The sequence below is a fragment of the Streptomyces sp. NPDC104367 genome, from assembly GCF_055583825.1.
This window is the reverse complement of the sequence record NZ_JBVJND010000034.1, coordinates 25,139-41,052: the sequence shown is the minus strand read 5'-3', so window position 1 is coordinate 41,052 and position 15,914 is coordinate 25,139. Positions and strand designations below refer to the sequence as shown.

General features: G+C 72.5%; 14 protein-coding genes. 6 read left to right on the top strand and 8 right to left on the bottom strand.

Features of this window, described 5'->3' with window-relative positions:
- Window positions 1–5 precede the first annotated feature (5 nt).
- Complete coding sequence (locus tag ACZ619_RS36980) at window positions 6–1,142, bottom strand: SPFH domain-containing protein (protein WP_469608691.1); 1,137 nt, start codon at window positions 1,140–1,142, stop codon at window positions 6–8.
- Window positions 1,143–1,307: 165 nt separating this feature from the next.
- On the opposite strand from ACZ619_RS36980, the gene ACZ619_RS36975 reads away from it, so the two are divergent.
- The 3 genes from ACZ619_RS36975 to ACZ619_RS36965 all read left to right on the top strand — a co-directional run bounded on the left by ACZ619_RS36975 (window position 1,308) and on the right by ACZ619_RS36965 (window position 5,213).
- Complete coding sequence (locus ACZ619_RS36975) at window positions 1,308–2,531, top strand: arginine deiminase (protein ID WP_469608689.1); 1,224 nt, start codon at window positions 1,308–1,310, stop codon at window positions 2,529–2,531.
- A 94-nt stretch (window positions 2,532–2,625) separates the two neighbouring features.
- A complete protein-coding gene (argF, locus tag ACZ619_RS36970) occupies window positions 2,626–3,633 on the top strand; it encodes an ornithine carbamoyltransferase (RefSeq protein ID WP_469608687.1) in 1,008 nt (335 codons plus the stop codon).
- A gap of 137 nt (window positions 3,634–3,770) precedes the next feature.
- Window positions 3,771–5,213 (top strand): amino acid permease, encoded by a 1,443-nt coding sequence (locus tag ACZ619_RS36965; protein ID WP_469608684.1) that lies wholly within the window; start codon window positions 3,771–3,773, stop codon window positions 5,211–5,213.
- Here the strand turns inward: ACZ619_RS36965 and ACZ619_RS36960 are convergent.
- The 6 genes from ACZ619_RS36960 to ACZ619_RS36935 all read right to left on the bottom strand — a co-directional run bounded on the left by ACZ619_RS36960 (window position 5,173) and on the right by ACZ619_RS36935 (window position 9,887).
- Window positions 5,173–5,625 carry an ATP-binding protein gene (locus tag ACZ619_RS36960; protein WP_469608681.1) on the bottom strand — a complete coding sequence of 151 codons (453 nt, stop codon included), beginning with the start codon at window positions 5,623–5,625 and terminating at the stop codon, window positions 5,173–5,175. The two genes, ACZ619_RS36965 and ACZ619_RS36960, sit on opposite strands and share 41 nt — an antisense overlap.
- 274 nt (window positions 5,626–5,899) lie before the next feature.
- A complete protein-coding gene (locus ACZ619_RS36955) occupies window positions 5,900–7,108 on the bottom strand; it encodes a sulfate adenylyltransferase subunit 1 (RefSeq protein WP_469608678.1) in 1,209 nt (402 codons plus the stop codon).
- Between the two features lie 2 nt (window positions 7,109–7,110).
- On the bottom strand, window positions 7,111–8,013 hold the full coding sequence (gene cysD / locus ACZ619_RS36950) for a sulfate adenylyltransferase subunit CysD (protein ID WP_469608676.1): 903 nt from the start codon (window positions 8,011–8,013) through the stop codon (window positions 7,111–7,113).
- Window positions 8,010–8,561, bottom strand: coding sequence for an adenylyl-sulfate kinase (cysC, locus tag ACZ619_RS36945; RefSeq protein WP_469608673.1), 552 nt, complete (start codon window positions 8,559–8,561; stop codon window positions 8,010–8,012). The genes cysD and cysC overlap by 4 nt, the downstream gene beginning before the upstream one ends.
- Window positions 8,562–8,729: 168 nt before the next feature.
- Window positions 8,730–9,542 (bottom strand): PaaX family transcriptional regulator, encoded by an 813-nt coding sequence (locus ACZ619_RS36940; RefSeq protein WP_469608670.1) that lies wholly within the window; start codon window positions 9,540–9,542, stop codon window positions 8,730–8,732.
- A gap of 150 nt (window positions 9,543–9,692) precedes the next feature.
- Window positions 9,693–9,887, bottom strand: coding sequence for a DUF5999 family protein (locus ACZ619_RS36935; RefSeq protein WP_469608668.1), 195 nt, complete (start codon window positions 9,885–9,887; stop codon window positions 9,693–9,695).
- A 273-nt stretch (window positions 9,888–10,160) separates the two neighbouring features.
- On the opposite strand from ACZ619_RS36935, the gene ACZ619_RS36930 reads away from it, so the two are divergent.
- A complete protein-coding gene (locus tag ACZ619_RS36930) occupies window positions 10,161–10,586 on the top strand; it encodes a DUF6299 family protein (protein WP_469608666.1) in 426 nt (141 codons plus the stop codon).
- A 70-nt stretch (window positions 10,587–10,656) separates the two neighbouring features.
- Here the strand turns inward: ACZ619_RS36930 and ACZ619_RS36925 are convergent, their stop codons facing one another.
- A complete protein-coding gene (locus ACZ619_RS36925) occupies window positions 10,657–11,334 on the bottom strand; it encodes a hypothetical protein (protein WP_469608664.1) in 678 nt (225 codons plus the stop codon).
- 202 nt (window positions 11,335–11,536) lie between these two features.
- On the opposite strand from ACZ619_RS36925, the gene ACZ619_RS36920 reads away from it, so the two are divergent.
- Together ACZ619_RS36920 and ACZ619_RS36915 are read left to right on the top strand one after the other, a co-directional pair.
- Window positions 11,537–13,450, top strand: coding sequence for a galactose oxidase-like domain-containing protein (locus ACZ619_RS36920; RefSeq protein WP_469608662.1), 1,914 nt, complete (start codon window positions 11,537–11,539; stop codon window positions 13,448–13,450).
- Window positions 13,451–13,510: 60 nt separating this feature from the next.
- Window positions 13,511–15,823 carry a Dyp-type peroxidase gene (locus ACZ619_RS36915; protein ID WP_469608660.1) on the top strand — a complete coding sequence of 771 codons (2,313 nt, stop codon included), beginning with the start codon at window positions 13,511–13,513 and terminating at the stop codon, window positions 15,821–15,823.
- The last annotated feature ends 91 nt before the right edge of the window (window positions 15,824–15,914 follow it).

The following is a 15,914-nucleotide window of genomic DNA, read 5'->3' as shown; positions in this document are numbered from 1 at the left end:
CGCGCTCACTCCGGCTCCCCGGCACCCAGCCTGGCGAGCAGGCCCGTCAGCACGTCCGGCGACACCGTCACGCTGTCGATGCGCGGCAGGTTCTCGGCGAGCCGGGTGCCGGTGAGGGCGTGCAGCGTGGCCACGTCCACCTCGCCGTGCACCCGCAGCCAGGCCGCCTGTGCCGCGGCCCGGGCCTCGCCGACCTCCCGCGCGCCCTCGGCCTCGGCCCGCGCCAGCGTGACCGAGCGGGCCGCCTCGGCCTCGCCCAGCTGCACCGACCGCCTGGCCTCCGCCTCGGCGAGCTTCACCGACCTGGTCGCCTCGGCCTCCGCGAGCCGCACCGACCGCTTGGCCTCCGCCTCCGCCAGCTTCACCGTGCGGGCGGCCTCCGCCTCGGCCCGTACCGCGTCCGCCGCCGCGTGCTCCTCCGCCTCGCGCCGGGCATTGGTGCCGCGCTGGTCGACCAACTGCTCCTCGCGGCGGGCCAGTTCGATCTGGCTGGCCAGTTCGTTCTCGGCGATGGCGCGCTCCCGCTCGACGGCGACCGCCCGCCGCTCGTAGGTCGCGCGGTCGGCCTCCTGCTGGATCTGCTCGCGGGCCGGGGTGCGCAGCGCCCGCTCCACCTCCGGCTCGGGCCGCAGCGCCATCACGCGGACGGCCACCACCTCGATCCCGGTGGCCGGCAGCCGCGGTTCGGCGTCCAGCCCCGCCGCGACCCGTTCCCGTACCGCCGTCACCCCGTCGACCAGGGCCTCCGCCAGCGGGGTCCGGGCCAGCACGTCCAGCGCGTGCTGCTGGGCGGTCTCGGTGAGCAGCGTGCCCAGCTGTTCGAGGGGGGTGCCGCGCCAGACGCCGGTGTCGGGGTCGATCGAGAAGTCGAGGCGGGCGGCCGCCACCGCCGGGTCGCCGATCCGGTAGGTGACCGTCGCCTGCACCACCACGTCCTGGAAGTCGGCCGTACGGGCGTGGAAGGTCATCGCCAGCTCGCGGTCGTCGACCGGCACCTCGGAGATCGCCGCGGTGAGCGCGCGGAACCAGAAGCTGAGCCCCGGTCCGTCGTGCACCAGCCGGCCGTCCCGGTGGTGTCTGACGTGCGCCGTCGGAGCCCCGCGCAGATGGCGCCAGCCCAGACGGCGGTTGATGTCGGCCATGGTGTCCGCCCCCTCGTCTTTAGAGTCATGATGACCATAATCCTGGGGCGCGTTTGTCGTCAAGGGGACGAGAAACGGAATCGGCGCGGCGGCACGGGAGGGCGGCAGGGGCGGGAATCGGCCGAGAGGAGGGTGAACGCGGTTCCCGGTGGTCAGGATGGAGACATGGGATTCCACGTCGACTCCGAGGCCGGGCGGCTGCGCCGCGTCATCCTGCACCGGCCGGATCTGGAGCTCAAAAGGCTCACCCCGAGCAACAAGGACGCCCTCCTCTTCGACGACGTCCTCTGGGTCCGCCGGGCCCGGGCCGAGCACGACGGGTTCGCCGACGTGCTGCGCGACCGCGGCGTCGCCGTCCACCTCTTCGGCGACCTGTTCACCGGAACGCTGGAGATCCCGGCCGCCCGCACCCTCGTCCTGGACCGGGTCTTCGACGAGAAGGAGTACGGTCCCCTCGCCACCGGCCACCTGCGCGCCGCCTTCGAGACGCTGCCCGCGCGCGAACTGGCCGAGGCGCTCGTCGGCGGCATGACCAAGCGCGAGTTCCTGGAGGCGCACGAGGAGCCCACCTCCGTCCGCTTCCATGTGATGGACCTCGACGACTTCCTGCTGGAGCCGCTCCCGAACCACCTCTTCACCCGGGACACCTCCGCCTGGGTCTACGACGGCGTCGCCGTCAATGCGATGCGGCTGCCCGCCCGGCGCCGCGAGACCGTCCACTTCGAGGCGATCTACCGGCACCACCCGCTCTTCCGCGACGAGACGTTCCGCGTCTGGTCGGAGGGGCAGGCCGACTACCCGTCCACCATCGAGGGCGGCGACGTCCTGGTGATCGGCAACGGGGCGGTCCTGATCGGCATGAGCGAGCGCACCACCCCGCAGGCCGTGGAGATGCTCGCGCACAAGCTGTTCGCGGCCGGCTCCGCGCGGACCATCGTGGCGCTCGACATGCCCAAGCGGCGCGCCTTCATGCACCTCGACACCGTGATGACCATGGTCGACGGCGACACCTTCACCCAGTACGCCGGGCTCGGCATGCTCCGCTCCTACACCATCGAGCCGGGCGTCGGCGACAAGGAGCTCAAGGTCACCGACCACCCGCCGGAGCACATGCACCGCGCGATCGCCGCCGCCCTCGGCCTCGACGCGATCCGGGTCCTCACCGCCACCCAGGACGTGCACGCGGCCGAGCGCGAGCAGTGGGACGACGGCTGCAACGTGCTCGCCGTCGAGCCGGGCGTCGTCGTCGCCTACGAACGCAACTCCACCACCAACACCCACCTGCGCAAGCAGGGCATCGAGGTGATCGAGATCCCGGGCAGCGAGCTGGGCCGGGGCCGGGGCGGGCCGCGCTGCATGAGCTGCCCGGTGGAGCGGGACGCGGTGTGATCGTCGGATGTGATTCATCAGGCTGTATATAAATGTGGAGCGTCGTATAGACTTCCAAAGTCCCTGAATCGACCCCTACTGCTGGAGCGCCCCCATGGCGACAGTCCCGACCGCCCTCGCCGGCCGCCACTTCCTCAAGGAGCTGGACTTCACCCAGGAGGAGTTCCGCGGGCTGGTCGAGCTGGCCGCCGAGCTGAAGGCGGCCAAGAAGGCCGGGACCGAGACGCGGTACCTGCGGGGGAAGAACATCGCGCTGGTCTTCGAGAAGACCTCCACCCGTACCCGCTGCGCCTTCGAGGTCGCCGCCGCCGACCAGGGCGCCCACACGACCTACCTGGACCCGGCCGGTTCACAGATCGGGCACAAGGAGTCGGTGAAGGACACGGCCCGGGTCCTCGGCCGGATGTTCGACGCCATCGAGTACCGCGGCCACGGCCAGGGCGTGGTGGAGGAGCTGGCCGCGTTCGCCGGGGTGCCCGTCTACAACGGCCTCACCGACGAGTGGCACCCCACCCAGATGCTCGCCGACGTGCTCACCATGACCGAGCACAGCGACAAGCCGCTCGACCGGATCGCCTTCGCCTACCTCGGTGACGCCCGCTACAACATGGGCAACTCCTACCTCGTCACCGGCGCCCTGCTCGGCATGGACGTCCGGATCGTCGCCCCGCGGCTGCTGTGGCCGGACGAGACCATCGTGGAGCTGGCCCAGCGGCTCGCCGGGGTCTCCGGCGCCCGGATCACCCTCACCGAGGACCTGAAGGACGGCGTGCGCGGCGCCGACTTCATCGCCACCGACGTATGGGTGTCGATGGGCGAGCCCAAGCAGGTCTGGGACGAGCGCATCGCGCTGCTCGGCCCCTACGCCGTGACCATGGACGTGCTGCGCGCCACCGGCAACCCCGACGTCCGCTTCCTGCACTGCCTGCCGGCCTTCCACGACCTCGGCACCGACGTCGGCCGGGAGATCCACGAGCGGCACGGGCTGACCGAGCTGGAGGTCACCGACGAGGTGTTCGAGTCCGAGCACTCGGTCGTCTTCGACGAGGCCGAGAACCGGATGCACACCATCAAGGCGGTCCTGGTGGCCACCCTCGCCTGACCCCCGTACCGGAGCCCGCACCGGGCCCGTACCCCCGTAGGCCCCGTTCTCCCCGGCGGCCCGGCGCCACCCCTGCCGCGGCCGTCGCACCGTCCCCATCCGGGACGCCCGCACCACCGGAAACGAGCACCACCCGCATGTCCCGCATCAAGTCCCCGCACCTCCTGGTGGCCGAATCCGGCGCCGACCGGGAGGGCCACGGCCTCCGCCGCACCATGGGCCTCTTCCAGCTGATCTGCTTCGGCATCGGCGCGATCGTCGGCACCGGCATCTTCGTCGGCCTCTCCGGCTCGGTCGCGCAGGCCGGTCCCGCCGTCGTCGTCTCCTTCGTCCTCGCCGCGGTCACCTGCGTCTTCACCGCCCTCTCCTTCGCCGAGCTGGGCGGCGCGATCCCGGTCTCCGGGTCGTCGTACTCCTTCGCCTACGCCGGTCTCGGCGAGTCAACCGCCTTCCTGGTCGGCTGGTGCCTGCTCCTGGAGTACGGGATCTCGATCTCGGCCGTGGCGGTCGGCTGGAGCCAGTACGTCGACGAACTGCTGCACAGCCTCACCGGCCTCCAGCTCCCGCACCCGCTGACCGCGGGCCCCGGCGACGGCGGGGCCGTGAACCTCCCCGCGGTGGTCGTCATCGCCATGGCCGCGCTGCTGCTGGTGCGCGGGGTACGGGAGAGCGCCCGGGCGACCGCCGCGATGGCGGCCGTGAAGCTGACCGTCCTGCTCGCCTTCTGCGCGATCGGCTTCAGCGCGTTCAGGGACGGCAACCTGCTGCCCTTCTCCCCGGCCGGTCTCGGCGGCATCGGCGCGGGCACCACGGCCGCGTTCTTCTCGTACATCGGCTTCGACGCGATCACCACCGCCGGTGAGGAGGCGAAGAACCCGCGCCGGGACGTACCGGTCGCGATCCTCGTCTGCATGGGCGTGGTCACGCTGCTGTACTGCGCGGTCGCGCTGGCCGCGACCGGCGCCGTCGGCGGCGACCGGGTGGCAGGCCGCCCCGCCGCGCTGTCCTACGTCGTCGACGAGGTCACCGGGTCCGCGATCGGCGGCGGCGTGATCGCCTTCGGCGCGGTGGTCGCCATCGCCTCGGTGGTCCTCGCCGTGATGTACGGCCAGACCCGCATCCTGATGTCCATGTCCCGGGACGGGCTGATCCCGCGGGTCTTCGAACGGGTCTCGCCGCGGACCGCCACCCCGGTGGCCGGCACCCTGATCGTCGCGGCCGTCTTCGCGCTCCCGGCGGCCTTCGCCTCCCTGGACGCGGTGATGAACCTCTGCACCGTCGGCACCCTCGCGATCATGGCCGTGGTGAACATCGCGGTGATCGCCCTGCGCCGCCGTGAACCGGGCCTCGACCGCACCTTCCGGGTACCGCTGTTCCCGGTCCTGCCGCTGCTGGGCGTCGGATTCTGCCTGTACCTGATGTACGAGACCGGGTGGGCGACCTGGCTCCAGTTCGCCGTCTTCCTCGCGGTCGGCCTGCTGGTGTACGCCGGCTACGGGCGCCGGCACTCCACGCTGGCCGCCCCGAAGAGCGGCACGCTCACGCCGGACGCCACTGGCGCGGTACCACGGGGAGTCTGAACCACACCGCCTTGCCGGACGCGGTGGGGCGGTGGCCGCAGGACGAGCTGAGGGCGCGGATCAGCAGGAGGCCGCGGCCGCCCTCCTGCCAGGGGTCGGGCTCCTCGATCACCGGACGGGTGAGGTGGCCGGGCGGCGCCGGGTCCGGGTCGTGCACCTCCACCCTGCAGCCGCCCGGCATCAGCTCGACGACCAGCTCTATCGGCCCCTTGCCGGCGGTGTGCTCCACGGCGTTGGCGACGAGCTCGGCGGTGAGCAGTTCGGCGGTGTCGGCGTCGGCCGCGTGGTCCGTCTCCTCCATCGCCGAGCGCACCAGGGCACGCGCGACCGGCACGGCCGCGACGGTGTGCGGCAGCGCGATGCGCCAGGAGGCGGGGGCGGAAGGTGGTTCGTACACGGCTGGTCCGTTCATGGAGCAGGCGATCACTGCTTGTCCTGCTTTCAACTGTAGGAATGGTACGGGTCCCGTCCCGGAGGCTGTCGGCGGGCCCCGGGCGGGACGTCCGGCCCGGCAACGGGGGGCTTACCCCGGGGGACGGCCCCTCTCGCACAACCGCCGCCACTGTTACCGCGTTATTGACGTGCCGTGACCTTGTGACCGGGCCCGCCCCCGTGACCAGGGAGAACGCGAAGGAGCCCCCGGCGGCTGCCGGGGGCTCCTCCACGGAGACGGAGACGGGGACGGGTCAGGCGAAGTCGACCATTCCCGCGGTCAGCGTCGAGCCGTCCGCCGGGTCGATCACGAGGAACGCGCCGGTGCGGCGGGAGACCGCGTAGGCGTCCAGCGGCAGCGGCTCGGCGCAGCGCAGGGTGATCCGGCCCAGGTCGTTGGCGGTCAGCTCGGCCGCGCCGCCCAGGTCCCGGACGATCGCCTTGACGGTCCGGGTGGTGTGCTTGAGCAGCACCCGGTCGCCGACCCGCAGCGGCCGGTCGGCCAGGTGGCACACGGCCGCCGTGACGTCCTGGGTGAGGACGGGCACGTCCGGACCCGCGGTGATCATGTCGCCGCGCGAGACGTCCCGCTGGTCGGCGAGGCGCACCCCGATGGACTGCGGGGCGTGGGCCGCCTCGACCCCGGTGCCGAGCACGTCGATCGCGGTGATCTCGGAGGTCTCGCCGGACGGGTGGACGGTGACCCGGTCGCCGACCCGCAGCGAGCCGGAGACCAGCTGGCCCGCGTAGTGGCGGACGTCGCCGTGCCGGATGACGTACTGGACCGGGAAGCGGGCCGGGGCGTCGGCCGAGGCCCCGGCGACCGGCACGTTCTCCAGGAACTCCAGGAGGGCCGGGCCGTCGTACCAGTCCATGTGCGCGGAACGGTCGACGACGTTGTCGCCGACGAGCGCGGAGACCGGGATCGGGGTGACCTCGGGGAGTCCCAGCTCGGCCGTCTGCGCGGCGAAGTCGGCGACGATCCGGTCGAACTCGGCCCGCTCGTAGCCGACCAGGTCCATCTTGTTGACGGCGAGGACGACGTGCGGGACGCGCAGCAGGGCGGCCACGGCGGCGTGCCGGCGGGTCTGCTCGACGACCCCGTTGCGGGCGTCGATCAGGATGATCGCCAGTTCGGCCGTGGAGGCGCCGGTGACCATGTTCCGGGTGTACTGCACGTGCCCCGGGGTGTCGGCGAGGATGAACCGGCGCCGGGCCGTGGCGAAGTAGCGGTAGGCCACGTCGATGGTGATGCCCTGCTCGCGCTCGGCGCGCAGTCCGTCGGTGAGCAGCGCCAGGTCGGGGGCGTCCTTGCCGCGGCTCGCGGAGGCCTGCTCGACGGCCTCCAGCTGGTCGGCGAGGACCGACTTGGAGTCGTGCAGCAGCCGCCCGACCAGCGTGGACTTGCCGTCGTCGACCGAACCGGCGGTCGCGAACCGCAGGGTGTCGATGGTGGTGCTCATGGTTAGAAGTACCCCTCGCGCTTGCGGTCTTCCATCGCGGCCTCGGAGAGCTTGTCGTCGGCGCGGGTGGCGCCGCGCTCGGTGAGCCGGGAGGCGGCGATCTCGGCGATCACCTTCTCGATGCTGTCGGCGTCGGAGTCGACGGCGCCGGTGCAGGACATGTCGCCGACGGTGCGGTAGCGCACCTGGCGCTTCTCGACCGTCTCGTTCTCACGGGGCCCGCCCCACTCGCCGGCGGTCAGCCACATCCCGTTGCGCTGGAAGACCTCGCGGTGGTGGGCGTAGTAGATCTGCGGGAGCTCGATCTCCTCGCGGGCGATGTACTGCCAGACGTCCAGCTCGGTCCAGTTGGAGAGCGGGAAGACCCGGACGTGCTCGCCGGGGGCGTGCCGGCCGTTGTAGAGGTTCCACAGCTCGGGGCGCTGGCGGCGCGGGTCCCACTGGGAGAACTCGTCGCGCAGGGAGAACACCCGCTCCTTGGCGCGGGCCTTCTCCTCGTCGCGGCGGCCGCCGCCGAAGACCGCGTCGAACCGCTCGCTCTGGATCCGCTCCGTCAGCGGCACGGTCTGGAGCGGGTTGCGGGTCCCGTCGGGCCGCTCGCGCAGCACGCCCCGGTCGATGTAGTCCTGCACCGAGGCCACGTGCAGCCGCAGCCCGTGCCGCTCGGCCGTGCGGTCCCGGTACTCCAGGACCTCGGGGAAGTTGTGCCCGGTGTCCACGTGCAGCAGGGAGAACGGCACCGGCGCGGGCGTGAACGCCTTGAGCGCCAGGTGCAGCATGACGATGGAGTCCTTGCCGCCGGAGAACAGGATCACCGGCCGCTCGAACTCGCCCGCCACCTCACGGAAGATGTGGACCGCCTCGGACTCCAGCGAGTCCAGGTGGGACAGGGTGAAGGCGCTCATGCCAGCCCCCGCTCGACCAGCAGGGCGTGCACCGCGTCCGCCGACTCCTGCGGGCTCTGCTCCTGGGTGGGCAGCACCAGCGACGGGTCGGTGGGCGGCTCGTACGGGTCGTCGACACCGGTCAGCCCGCTCAGCTCGCCCGCGGCCTGCTTGGCGTACAGGCCCTTCACGTCACGCTCGCTGCACACCTCGACGGGGGTCGCCACATGGATCTCCAGGTACGGCGTCCCGCTCTTCTCGTGCCGGACGCGCACCGCCTCACGGCTGTCCGCGTAGGGGGCGATCACCGGGACCACGGAGAGGACGCCGTTGCGGGCGAGCACCTCGGAGACCAGGCCGATGCGCTGGACATTGGTGTTGCGGTCCGCACGGCTGAACCCGAGGCCGGCGGAGAGGAAGCGCCGGATCTCGTCGCCGTCGAGGACCTCCACGCGGTGTCCCTCGGCCTTGAGCCGGTCGCCGAGGAGGCGGGCGATCGTCGTCTTGCCCGCGCTCGGCAGCCCCGTCAGCCAGACCGTGGCTCCCTGAGCCCTTGGCGTGGTGGTCATGCGCAACAGACCTCTTCCTTACCTTCGTCAAACTCGCGTACGACCCGTCGAAGAGTAAGTAAGAAATCTGAGAGGAGTGGTTAAGGAAGCTGAGGTTTGGCTGAGTGACTCCTGGTGCGCAAGAGGTCACGCTGCCCTGCAATGAACATTTCACAATTACCGGCGCGTTCACAGACCGGCGAAGGCGCCCCCCGCGTCCCGCAGCCGTTCGTGCAGCGCCAGGAAGACGGCGGCCGACCGGATGCCGGGCCAGTCGGCGGGCAGCAGGTCCGTCGGCAGCCCCGGGTCGGTGTACGGCAGGTGGCGCCAGGAGTCGAGGGCGAGGAGGTAGTCGCGGTAGGCGTCCTCGGCCGGGGTGTCCGCGCGGTGCTCCCAGGCCCGCAGCACCGGCTCGTGGGCGTCGAGGAACTGCTCGTGCGCCTTGGCGAGCGCCGTCAGGTCCCACCAGCGGGCGACCGCCTCGACGGTGGGTGCGAAGCCGAGGTGGTCGCCGCGGAAGAAGTCCACGTACGGGTCGAGGCCGAGGCGGCGCAGGGTGTGCCGGGTCTCCTCGAACAGCCGGGCCGGGGCGATCCACACGCCGGGCGCGGCCGTGCCGAAGCCGAGTCCGGCCAGCCGGGAGCGCAGCACGTGCCGCTTCTGCCGCTCCGACTCGGGCACCGAGAACACCGCGAGCACCCAGCCCTCGTCCTCCGGCGCCGCGGCCGCGTAGACCCTGCGGTCGCCGTCGTCGAGCAGTTGCCGTGCCTCGGCGGAGAGCCCGTACCCGGCGGCGCCCCGCGCGGTGCGGGCCGGCGTCAGCAGGCCGCGGCGTTTGAGCCGCGACACCGAGGAGCGGACGGAGGGGGCGTCCACGCCGACGGCGGCCAGCAGCCGGATCAGCTCGGCGACGGGCACCGGGCCGGGCAGGAAGCGGCCGTACGCGCCGTAGAGCGTGACGATGAGGGACCTCGGGGCGTGTTGCTCGGGCACGTTGATCATTTTAGGTCCCCGGCATCACTGCTGGTCACCTCCGGTGCGCGGCTGAATGAGAGTCAGCCGCACGGCCCCGGCCCGGGACCGCGGCGACGCCGGACGCGGGGCGCCCCCGGGCGGTCCGGCGGGTTCGCGAGGCGGTTCCGCGCCGTCCCGTCAGGCCGCTGCGGTCAGCCGTTCCACCGGGCCGCGGCGGGGCGGGACCACGCTGCCGTCGGCGTGCAGCTCACCGGTGTCGTCGAAGACGATCGCCCCGTCGCACCACAGGGTCCAGCCCTGCTCGGGGTGGGCGGCGACGACGTGCGTCAGGCCGCGGCCGGCCGTCGCGCGGGGGAACTGGTGGGAACACATGGCGCACCTCCACGGTCTGCCTCCGGCGCGGTCGCCGACCGGCATGACCAGACCATGCTCCTCCCGTGAACGCCGCGGAACCGCCCGCCGCGACCTGTGACAACACACGGACAACTCCCGGACCCTCCCACGACGCCCACCGCACGCCCGCGACAAGCCGGCCGGCTCGGCTGCCGCGGGACGCGCCACCGAAGGGGTGACGGTCACCCGGCGGGGCACGGCCGCCCGGTATGCAGTGCTTGCCATCGAACCCCCGTTCAGGGAAAGGACGCCATGCCCGTACGCCCCGCCCTCGCCGCGGCCCTCGGCTCCGCCGCGCTGCTGTGCGCCGCCGTCGCCCCCGCCGCCGCCGGTCCCACCGAGTCCGTCACCGTCGGGGTGAGCGGCCGTATCGCCTCCGACGGTACGGTCACGCTCTCCGGCACCTACACCTGCACCGGCGCCACCGGTCCGGTGCTCATCAGCTCCTCGGTCAGCCAGGAGTCGCCGAACCGCCGCCACGGCATCGGCGGCACCCGGGCCCTGTGCGACGGCGCCGTGCACAGCTGGCAGAACACCGGCAAGGTCACCTCGGAGAAGCTGGCGCCGGGCGCGGCGCACGTCGAGGCCACGATCATGGAGCTGCGGTCCGCGGGCGGTCTGCCGATGCCGTACTTCCACGCCACCCGGCAGCAGGACGTCACCCTCGCCCAGGGCTGACCCTCGCCATCGAGCGGCCCGGCACCCCCGAGGTGCCGGGCCGCTCGGCGTGCGGGGCGGGGGAGGGGGCTCAGGCGCCGTGCGACATCGTGTCGTCCGAGCACACCAGGTGGACGGTCAGGTCGGCGGGCCCGGCGTCGTGCCGCCCGGGCCGCACACGGTGCGCCGCGCGCCCGCCCGGGTGCGCGTGCCGGCCGGGCCCGGCGGGCCCGGCGTGGTTCACGGGCTGGGCGGGCTTCGCGAAGGTTCCGGGCTTCGCGTGGTTCTTCATGTGACCGCCGCCCGGCTGCTGGGCGTGCTGCGGCAGGCCCGGCTGCTGCCCGTGCTGCTGGTCCTGGTGCTGTCCTTGCGCCTGTCCCTGCTGCTGCCCTTGTCCCTGGTCCTGGCCCTGCTCCTGCCCCTCGTTCCGGTACTGGTCCTTGTGCACGGCGATGATCCAGCCCGTCGCGTTGTCGTTGGGGCGGCTGACGAGGAGGTCGGCCGGCTCCGGGCCGAGCCGGGTGCCGGGCGCGGCGCTGATCTCGTAGCCGCCGCCGAACACGTGCTGCATCGCCGGGCAGAACACCTCGTGGGGGCTGCCGTCGGCGCCGCCGCGGATCAGCTCGCCCATGACGTGCTGGGGCGGCTGCGACGGGTCGGCCGCGGCGGCGGCCGGCGCGGTGGCGGCGCAGGACAGCAGGAAGGCAAGGGCGGCGGCGCGGGTCGCGGAGGTCCTGCCGGTGGTCTTTCGGGGGGTCTTTCCAGGCATGCGGTGGCTCCCAGGAGGGGCGGGGGACGGGTTCGCGACCATTGCAGCCGTCACGGGCAGTGACGATTCGGCGGACACGCAGCGTTGCACCCCATCGGGGCAAGGCGGTCAATCTTTCGAGCTGACGAACATCAGGCCGAACACAAATCGCTACGCTGCGTGATTTACTGCACGCGTTTCGTCACTCTCCGTGAGGAGTTCCATGTTCTCCGTGACCCCCCTGTCCCGCGGATCCCGGCTGCCCCACGGCCGTCGGCGGACGTTCGCGGCAGGCTGCGCCGCGGTCGCCCTGTCCGTCACCGCCCCCGTCGTGCTCGGCCCCGCCCCGGCCGCGGCGCGGACCGCCGCCCCCGGCCCGGGCGGTGTGCGCGTCACCCGCGAACAGATCGCCGAGGAGGTCCGCCCGGCGGAGGTCAAGGCCCTCGGCCGGGCCCGCGCCGAGGAACTGGCCCGGGACCGCATCGGGCTGCGCGCGGTCGACAACGGATACCCGCAGCCGCTGCGCAACCGCAGCCTGAAGGAGCACACCACCTCCCAGGCCGAGGCCAACAAGGCCTTCGCGCCGGGCGAGTCGGGCACCTTCAACCAGTACTTCGCCAGCCCCGACTACGGCGACCACGTGGCCCTGCTGCCCACCGGCAAGGTGCTGCTGTTCTCCTTCGCGCCCGTCGAGACCAGCCCCAACAAGGAGACCGCGCCCACCGAGGTCATCGGTGCCGACAACGCCGGCCGCGCCTGGCTCTGGGACCCGGCCAGGGGCTACGGCAAGGACGCCTTCAAGGACGTACGGCCGCCCACGGTCGCCATCGACGACGGCCTGGACGAGGACCGCCCCGCGCCCATCTTCTGCGCGGGGCACGCCTATCTGCCCAACGGCATGATCGGTGTCTTCGGCGGCAACCTCGGCGGCAACCATGGCACCGGCGCCCATCTCGCCCTCGTCTTCGACCCGTGGACCGAGACCTGGCACCAGCAGAAGGACATGGCGGAGGGCCGCTGGTACCCCTCCGTCGTCACCGGCGCCGACGGCCGGCAGTTCATCACCTCGGGCCACGGGGACATCGGCTGGGGCAAGCTCTCCAAGTCGATCGAGAGCTTCCCGCTCGACCGGGCCGAGGTGGCGTACAACCGCACGGACGTGCCGGTGGGCAAGGGCCTGGAGAAGTGGGGGATCAAGGCCGACTACTCGACCGACTACCCGCACCTCTTCTCGCTGCGGGACGGCAGGATCTACGGCTTCGGGCGCAACTTCGACGAGCAGTACGCCTTCGACCCGGCTCGCGAGAGCGCCCAGAAGCTCGCCGACCGCCCCGACGGCGGCATGCGCAACTACGGCTCCGCGGTGGCCCTGCCCAACCCGGCCGAGGGCAACGGCCCCGACTCGGTGCTGGTCCTCGGCGGCGACCGCAACAACCCGAGGACCTACAAGTTCTCGAACGGCACCTGGAGCCAGGACACCTCGCGCGCCTTCGGCCGTACCCAGGACGACACCCTGATCTTCCCCGACGGCCGGCTGTTCACCGTCAACGGCGGCTTCGACATCCGCGACTACGGCAACGGCCAGTACAACCCCAACGCCGACGACATGTGGCGGCAGACCGAGATCCGGGGCGCCGACGGCACCTGGCGGACCGGCCCGCAGCAGCGGCTGCCGCGCGGCTACCACTCCAACGCCGTGCTGCTGCCCGACGGCCGCGTCATGGTCACCGGTGACGAGCTCCAGGAGATCGCCAACAACCCGGACATCAAGTCCGGGATGAACGGCACCATCGAGATCTACGAGCCGCCCTACCTGCACCAGGGCGGTCAGCGGCCCGACCTCGTCGAGGTCCCGCGCGGGCCGGTGCGCTACGACAGCACCTTCGACGTCGACTCCGGCACCCCCGACCTGATCGACAAGGCCGTGCTGATGGCGCCCATCACCTCCACCCACTCGGTGGACACCAGCCAGCGCCGGATCGAACTGGAGATCACCCGGCGGGCCGGCAACACGCTCAGACTGCGCGCCCCGCAGTCCGCCAAGGACGCCCCGCCCGGCTTCTACCTGCTCTTCCTCCTGGACGACCGCGGGGTGCCCAGCAAGGCCAAGTGGGTGCAGCTGCGCCCCGGTTCCTGACCCTTTCTCACTCCCCCCACGCACACACGCACACCACCCCCCACACCCTCAGGGAGACCCATGGCCACCCCAGCGTCGCTGCGCGACAGCACCGAGATCCAGGGCGACATCCTCGCCGGGTTCAAGAAGGACCACATGACCCTGCTGTTCCTCCGGTTCGGCGACCCCGCCGCCGCCCGGGGCTGGCTGACCGACCTGGTCCCCAGACTGGCCACCACCCAGCAGGTCGCCGTCTTCAACGCGCGGTTCAGCGAGGCCCGCCGCAACTCGATGGGCGACGACCCGGCGGGCCTCAGCGCCACCTGGCTCGGCCTCGGCCTCACCTACCCGGGCCTGACCGCCCTCACCGGCAAGAAGGACCTGCTGGCCGAGAACAAGGGGCGCGGCACGATCGGCGCCTTCGTCCAGGGTGCCGCCTTCCGCTCGGACGTCCTCGGCGACGTCGACGACAACGCGCCCGACCGCTGGCTGTTCGGCGCCGGCCACAACCAGGTCACGCACGCCGTCCTCACCGTCGCCTCCGACTCCGAGAGCGGCCTGAACGACGAACTGCGCCGCCAGCAGGACGCCATGTCCCGGGCCGGGATCAGCTGCTCGCACGTCCAGTCCGGCGCCACCCTGCCCGGTTCCCGGCGCGGCCGGGAGCACTTCGGCTTCAAGGACGGCGTCAGCGAACCGCACGTCGAGGGCTTCGACGAGCCGCCGGCCGGCGGCCATTCGGTCGACGCCGACCTCTTCGTCCTCGGCGCGACCGGCGCGGCCCTGCCCGAGGGCGTGCCCGAGTGGATGCGCAACGGCTCCTTCCAGGTGGTCCGGCGCCTCGGCCAGGACGTGCCGGGCTGGTGGGCGCAGGTCTCCGCCGAGCTGCGGAAGCTGAAGAACGCCAAGGTGGTGGCGGCCGACACGAGCAGCGAGTGGCTCGCCTCCCGGCTGGTGGGCCGCTGGCGGTGCGGCGCCTCCGTCGCCAACCACCCGGACCTGCGGCAGGACCCGGACACCGAACCGGACAACGACATCAGCTACGCGGACGACCCCGACGGCACCACCACCCCGCTCTTCTCCCACCTGCGCAAGACCAACCCCCGCGACGGCCTGATCGCCAACGGCGAGAAGGTGGACGAGAAGGAGTTCCTGGACCGGCGCCGCATCATCCGCCGCGGCATCCCCTACGGCGCCCCGTTCGACCCCGCCGCGCCGAAGGGCGGCCCCGACGAACCCCGCGGACTGGTCTTCGTCTGCTACCAGGGCGACCTGGTCCGGCAGTTCGAGTTCATGCAGCGCAACTGGGTCAACACCCCCAACTTCCCGCCCGGCCGCGACCCGATGCCCGGCCCGGACCCGATGATCAGCGGCGCGCTGAGCCAGATCGGCGACGGCGACGTCGCCTTCGAGACCGCGAACGGCGGCGACCGGCCCCAGGTCACCAGGCTGCACTTCAACCCGTTCGTGACCACCGAGGGCTCCCTCTACGCCTTCGCCCCCTCGCTGTCCGCCCTGCGCAAGCTCGGCGAGGGCCGCCTGGACGGCGCCGTCGTCCCCGGCGGGCAGACCACGCCCGCCGACCAGACCACCCCGGGCGGCGGCCCGCAGCAGCCCGCGGTCCAGCCCGGCCCGATCGACGAGATCCTGCCCTGGCCGGACGTGGCGGGCCGGTTCTGGGTCTTCTCCGGCCGCACGGTCCGGGTCGTCGAGACCGGCCCGCAGGAGGTGGAGCAGCTGACCACCGGCTCGGACGACACCACCGGGATCGTCCTCGGCGCCGGTGCCGACCTCGCCACCTGGCCGGCGCTGGCCGGGGTGGAACGGGTCGACGCCTTCTGGCCCGTCCCGGACGAACAGGACCTCAACGGCGAGAGCAGCTACTGGCTCTTCCACACCGTGGGCGGCACCCAGGTCTACCGGCGCGTCAACATCGCCCACAACGCCCGCCACAGCAACCGGAAGGCCGACGAGGACCGGCCGCTCTCCAACTGGGGCTCCTTCGGTGGCGGCACCCGGGTCACCCGTGTCGACGCGGTGCTGCCGGTCCCCGACATGCAGCACGTGGCAGGCAAGTCGCAGTACTGGCTCTTCCACACCACCGCACAGGGCCAGCGCTACCGGCTGGTGTCGGTCACCGAGGACGCCGGCCACCGGGACGTCCTGGACCGGGACGACCGCGACCTCGGCCGCTGGCGGTCGCTGGACGGCGTCGGCAGGGTGGACGCCTTCCAGTTCGTGCCCGGCGGGTACCGGGTCGGCGGCCGGACCCTGTGCTGGGTCCAGCACGACGGCGGCCGGTACCGGCTGATCTCCGTCGCCGACGGCTTCGGCCACCAGGACGAGCAGGTCCGCGACCCCCGCCCCAACACCCCCTGGTTCCGCCGGGGCTGACCCGGCCGGCCGCTGTGGCGTGGCCGCGGTGGAAGGCCGCCGGCCGATCCGTGCGTGCGGGCGGCGGATCGGCCGGCGGCCGGTCGGGGGC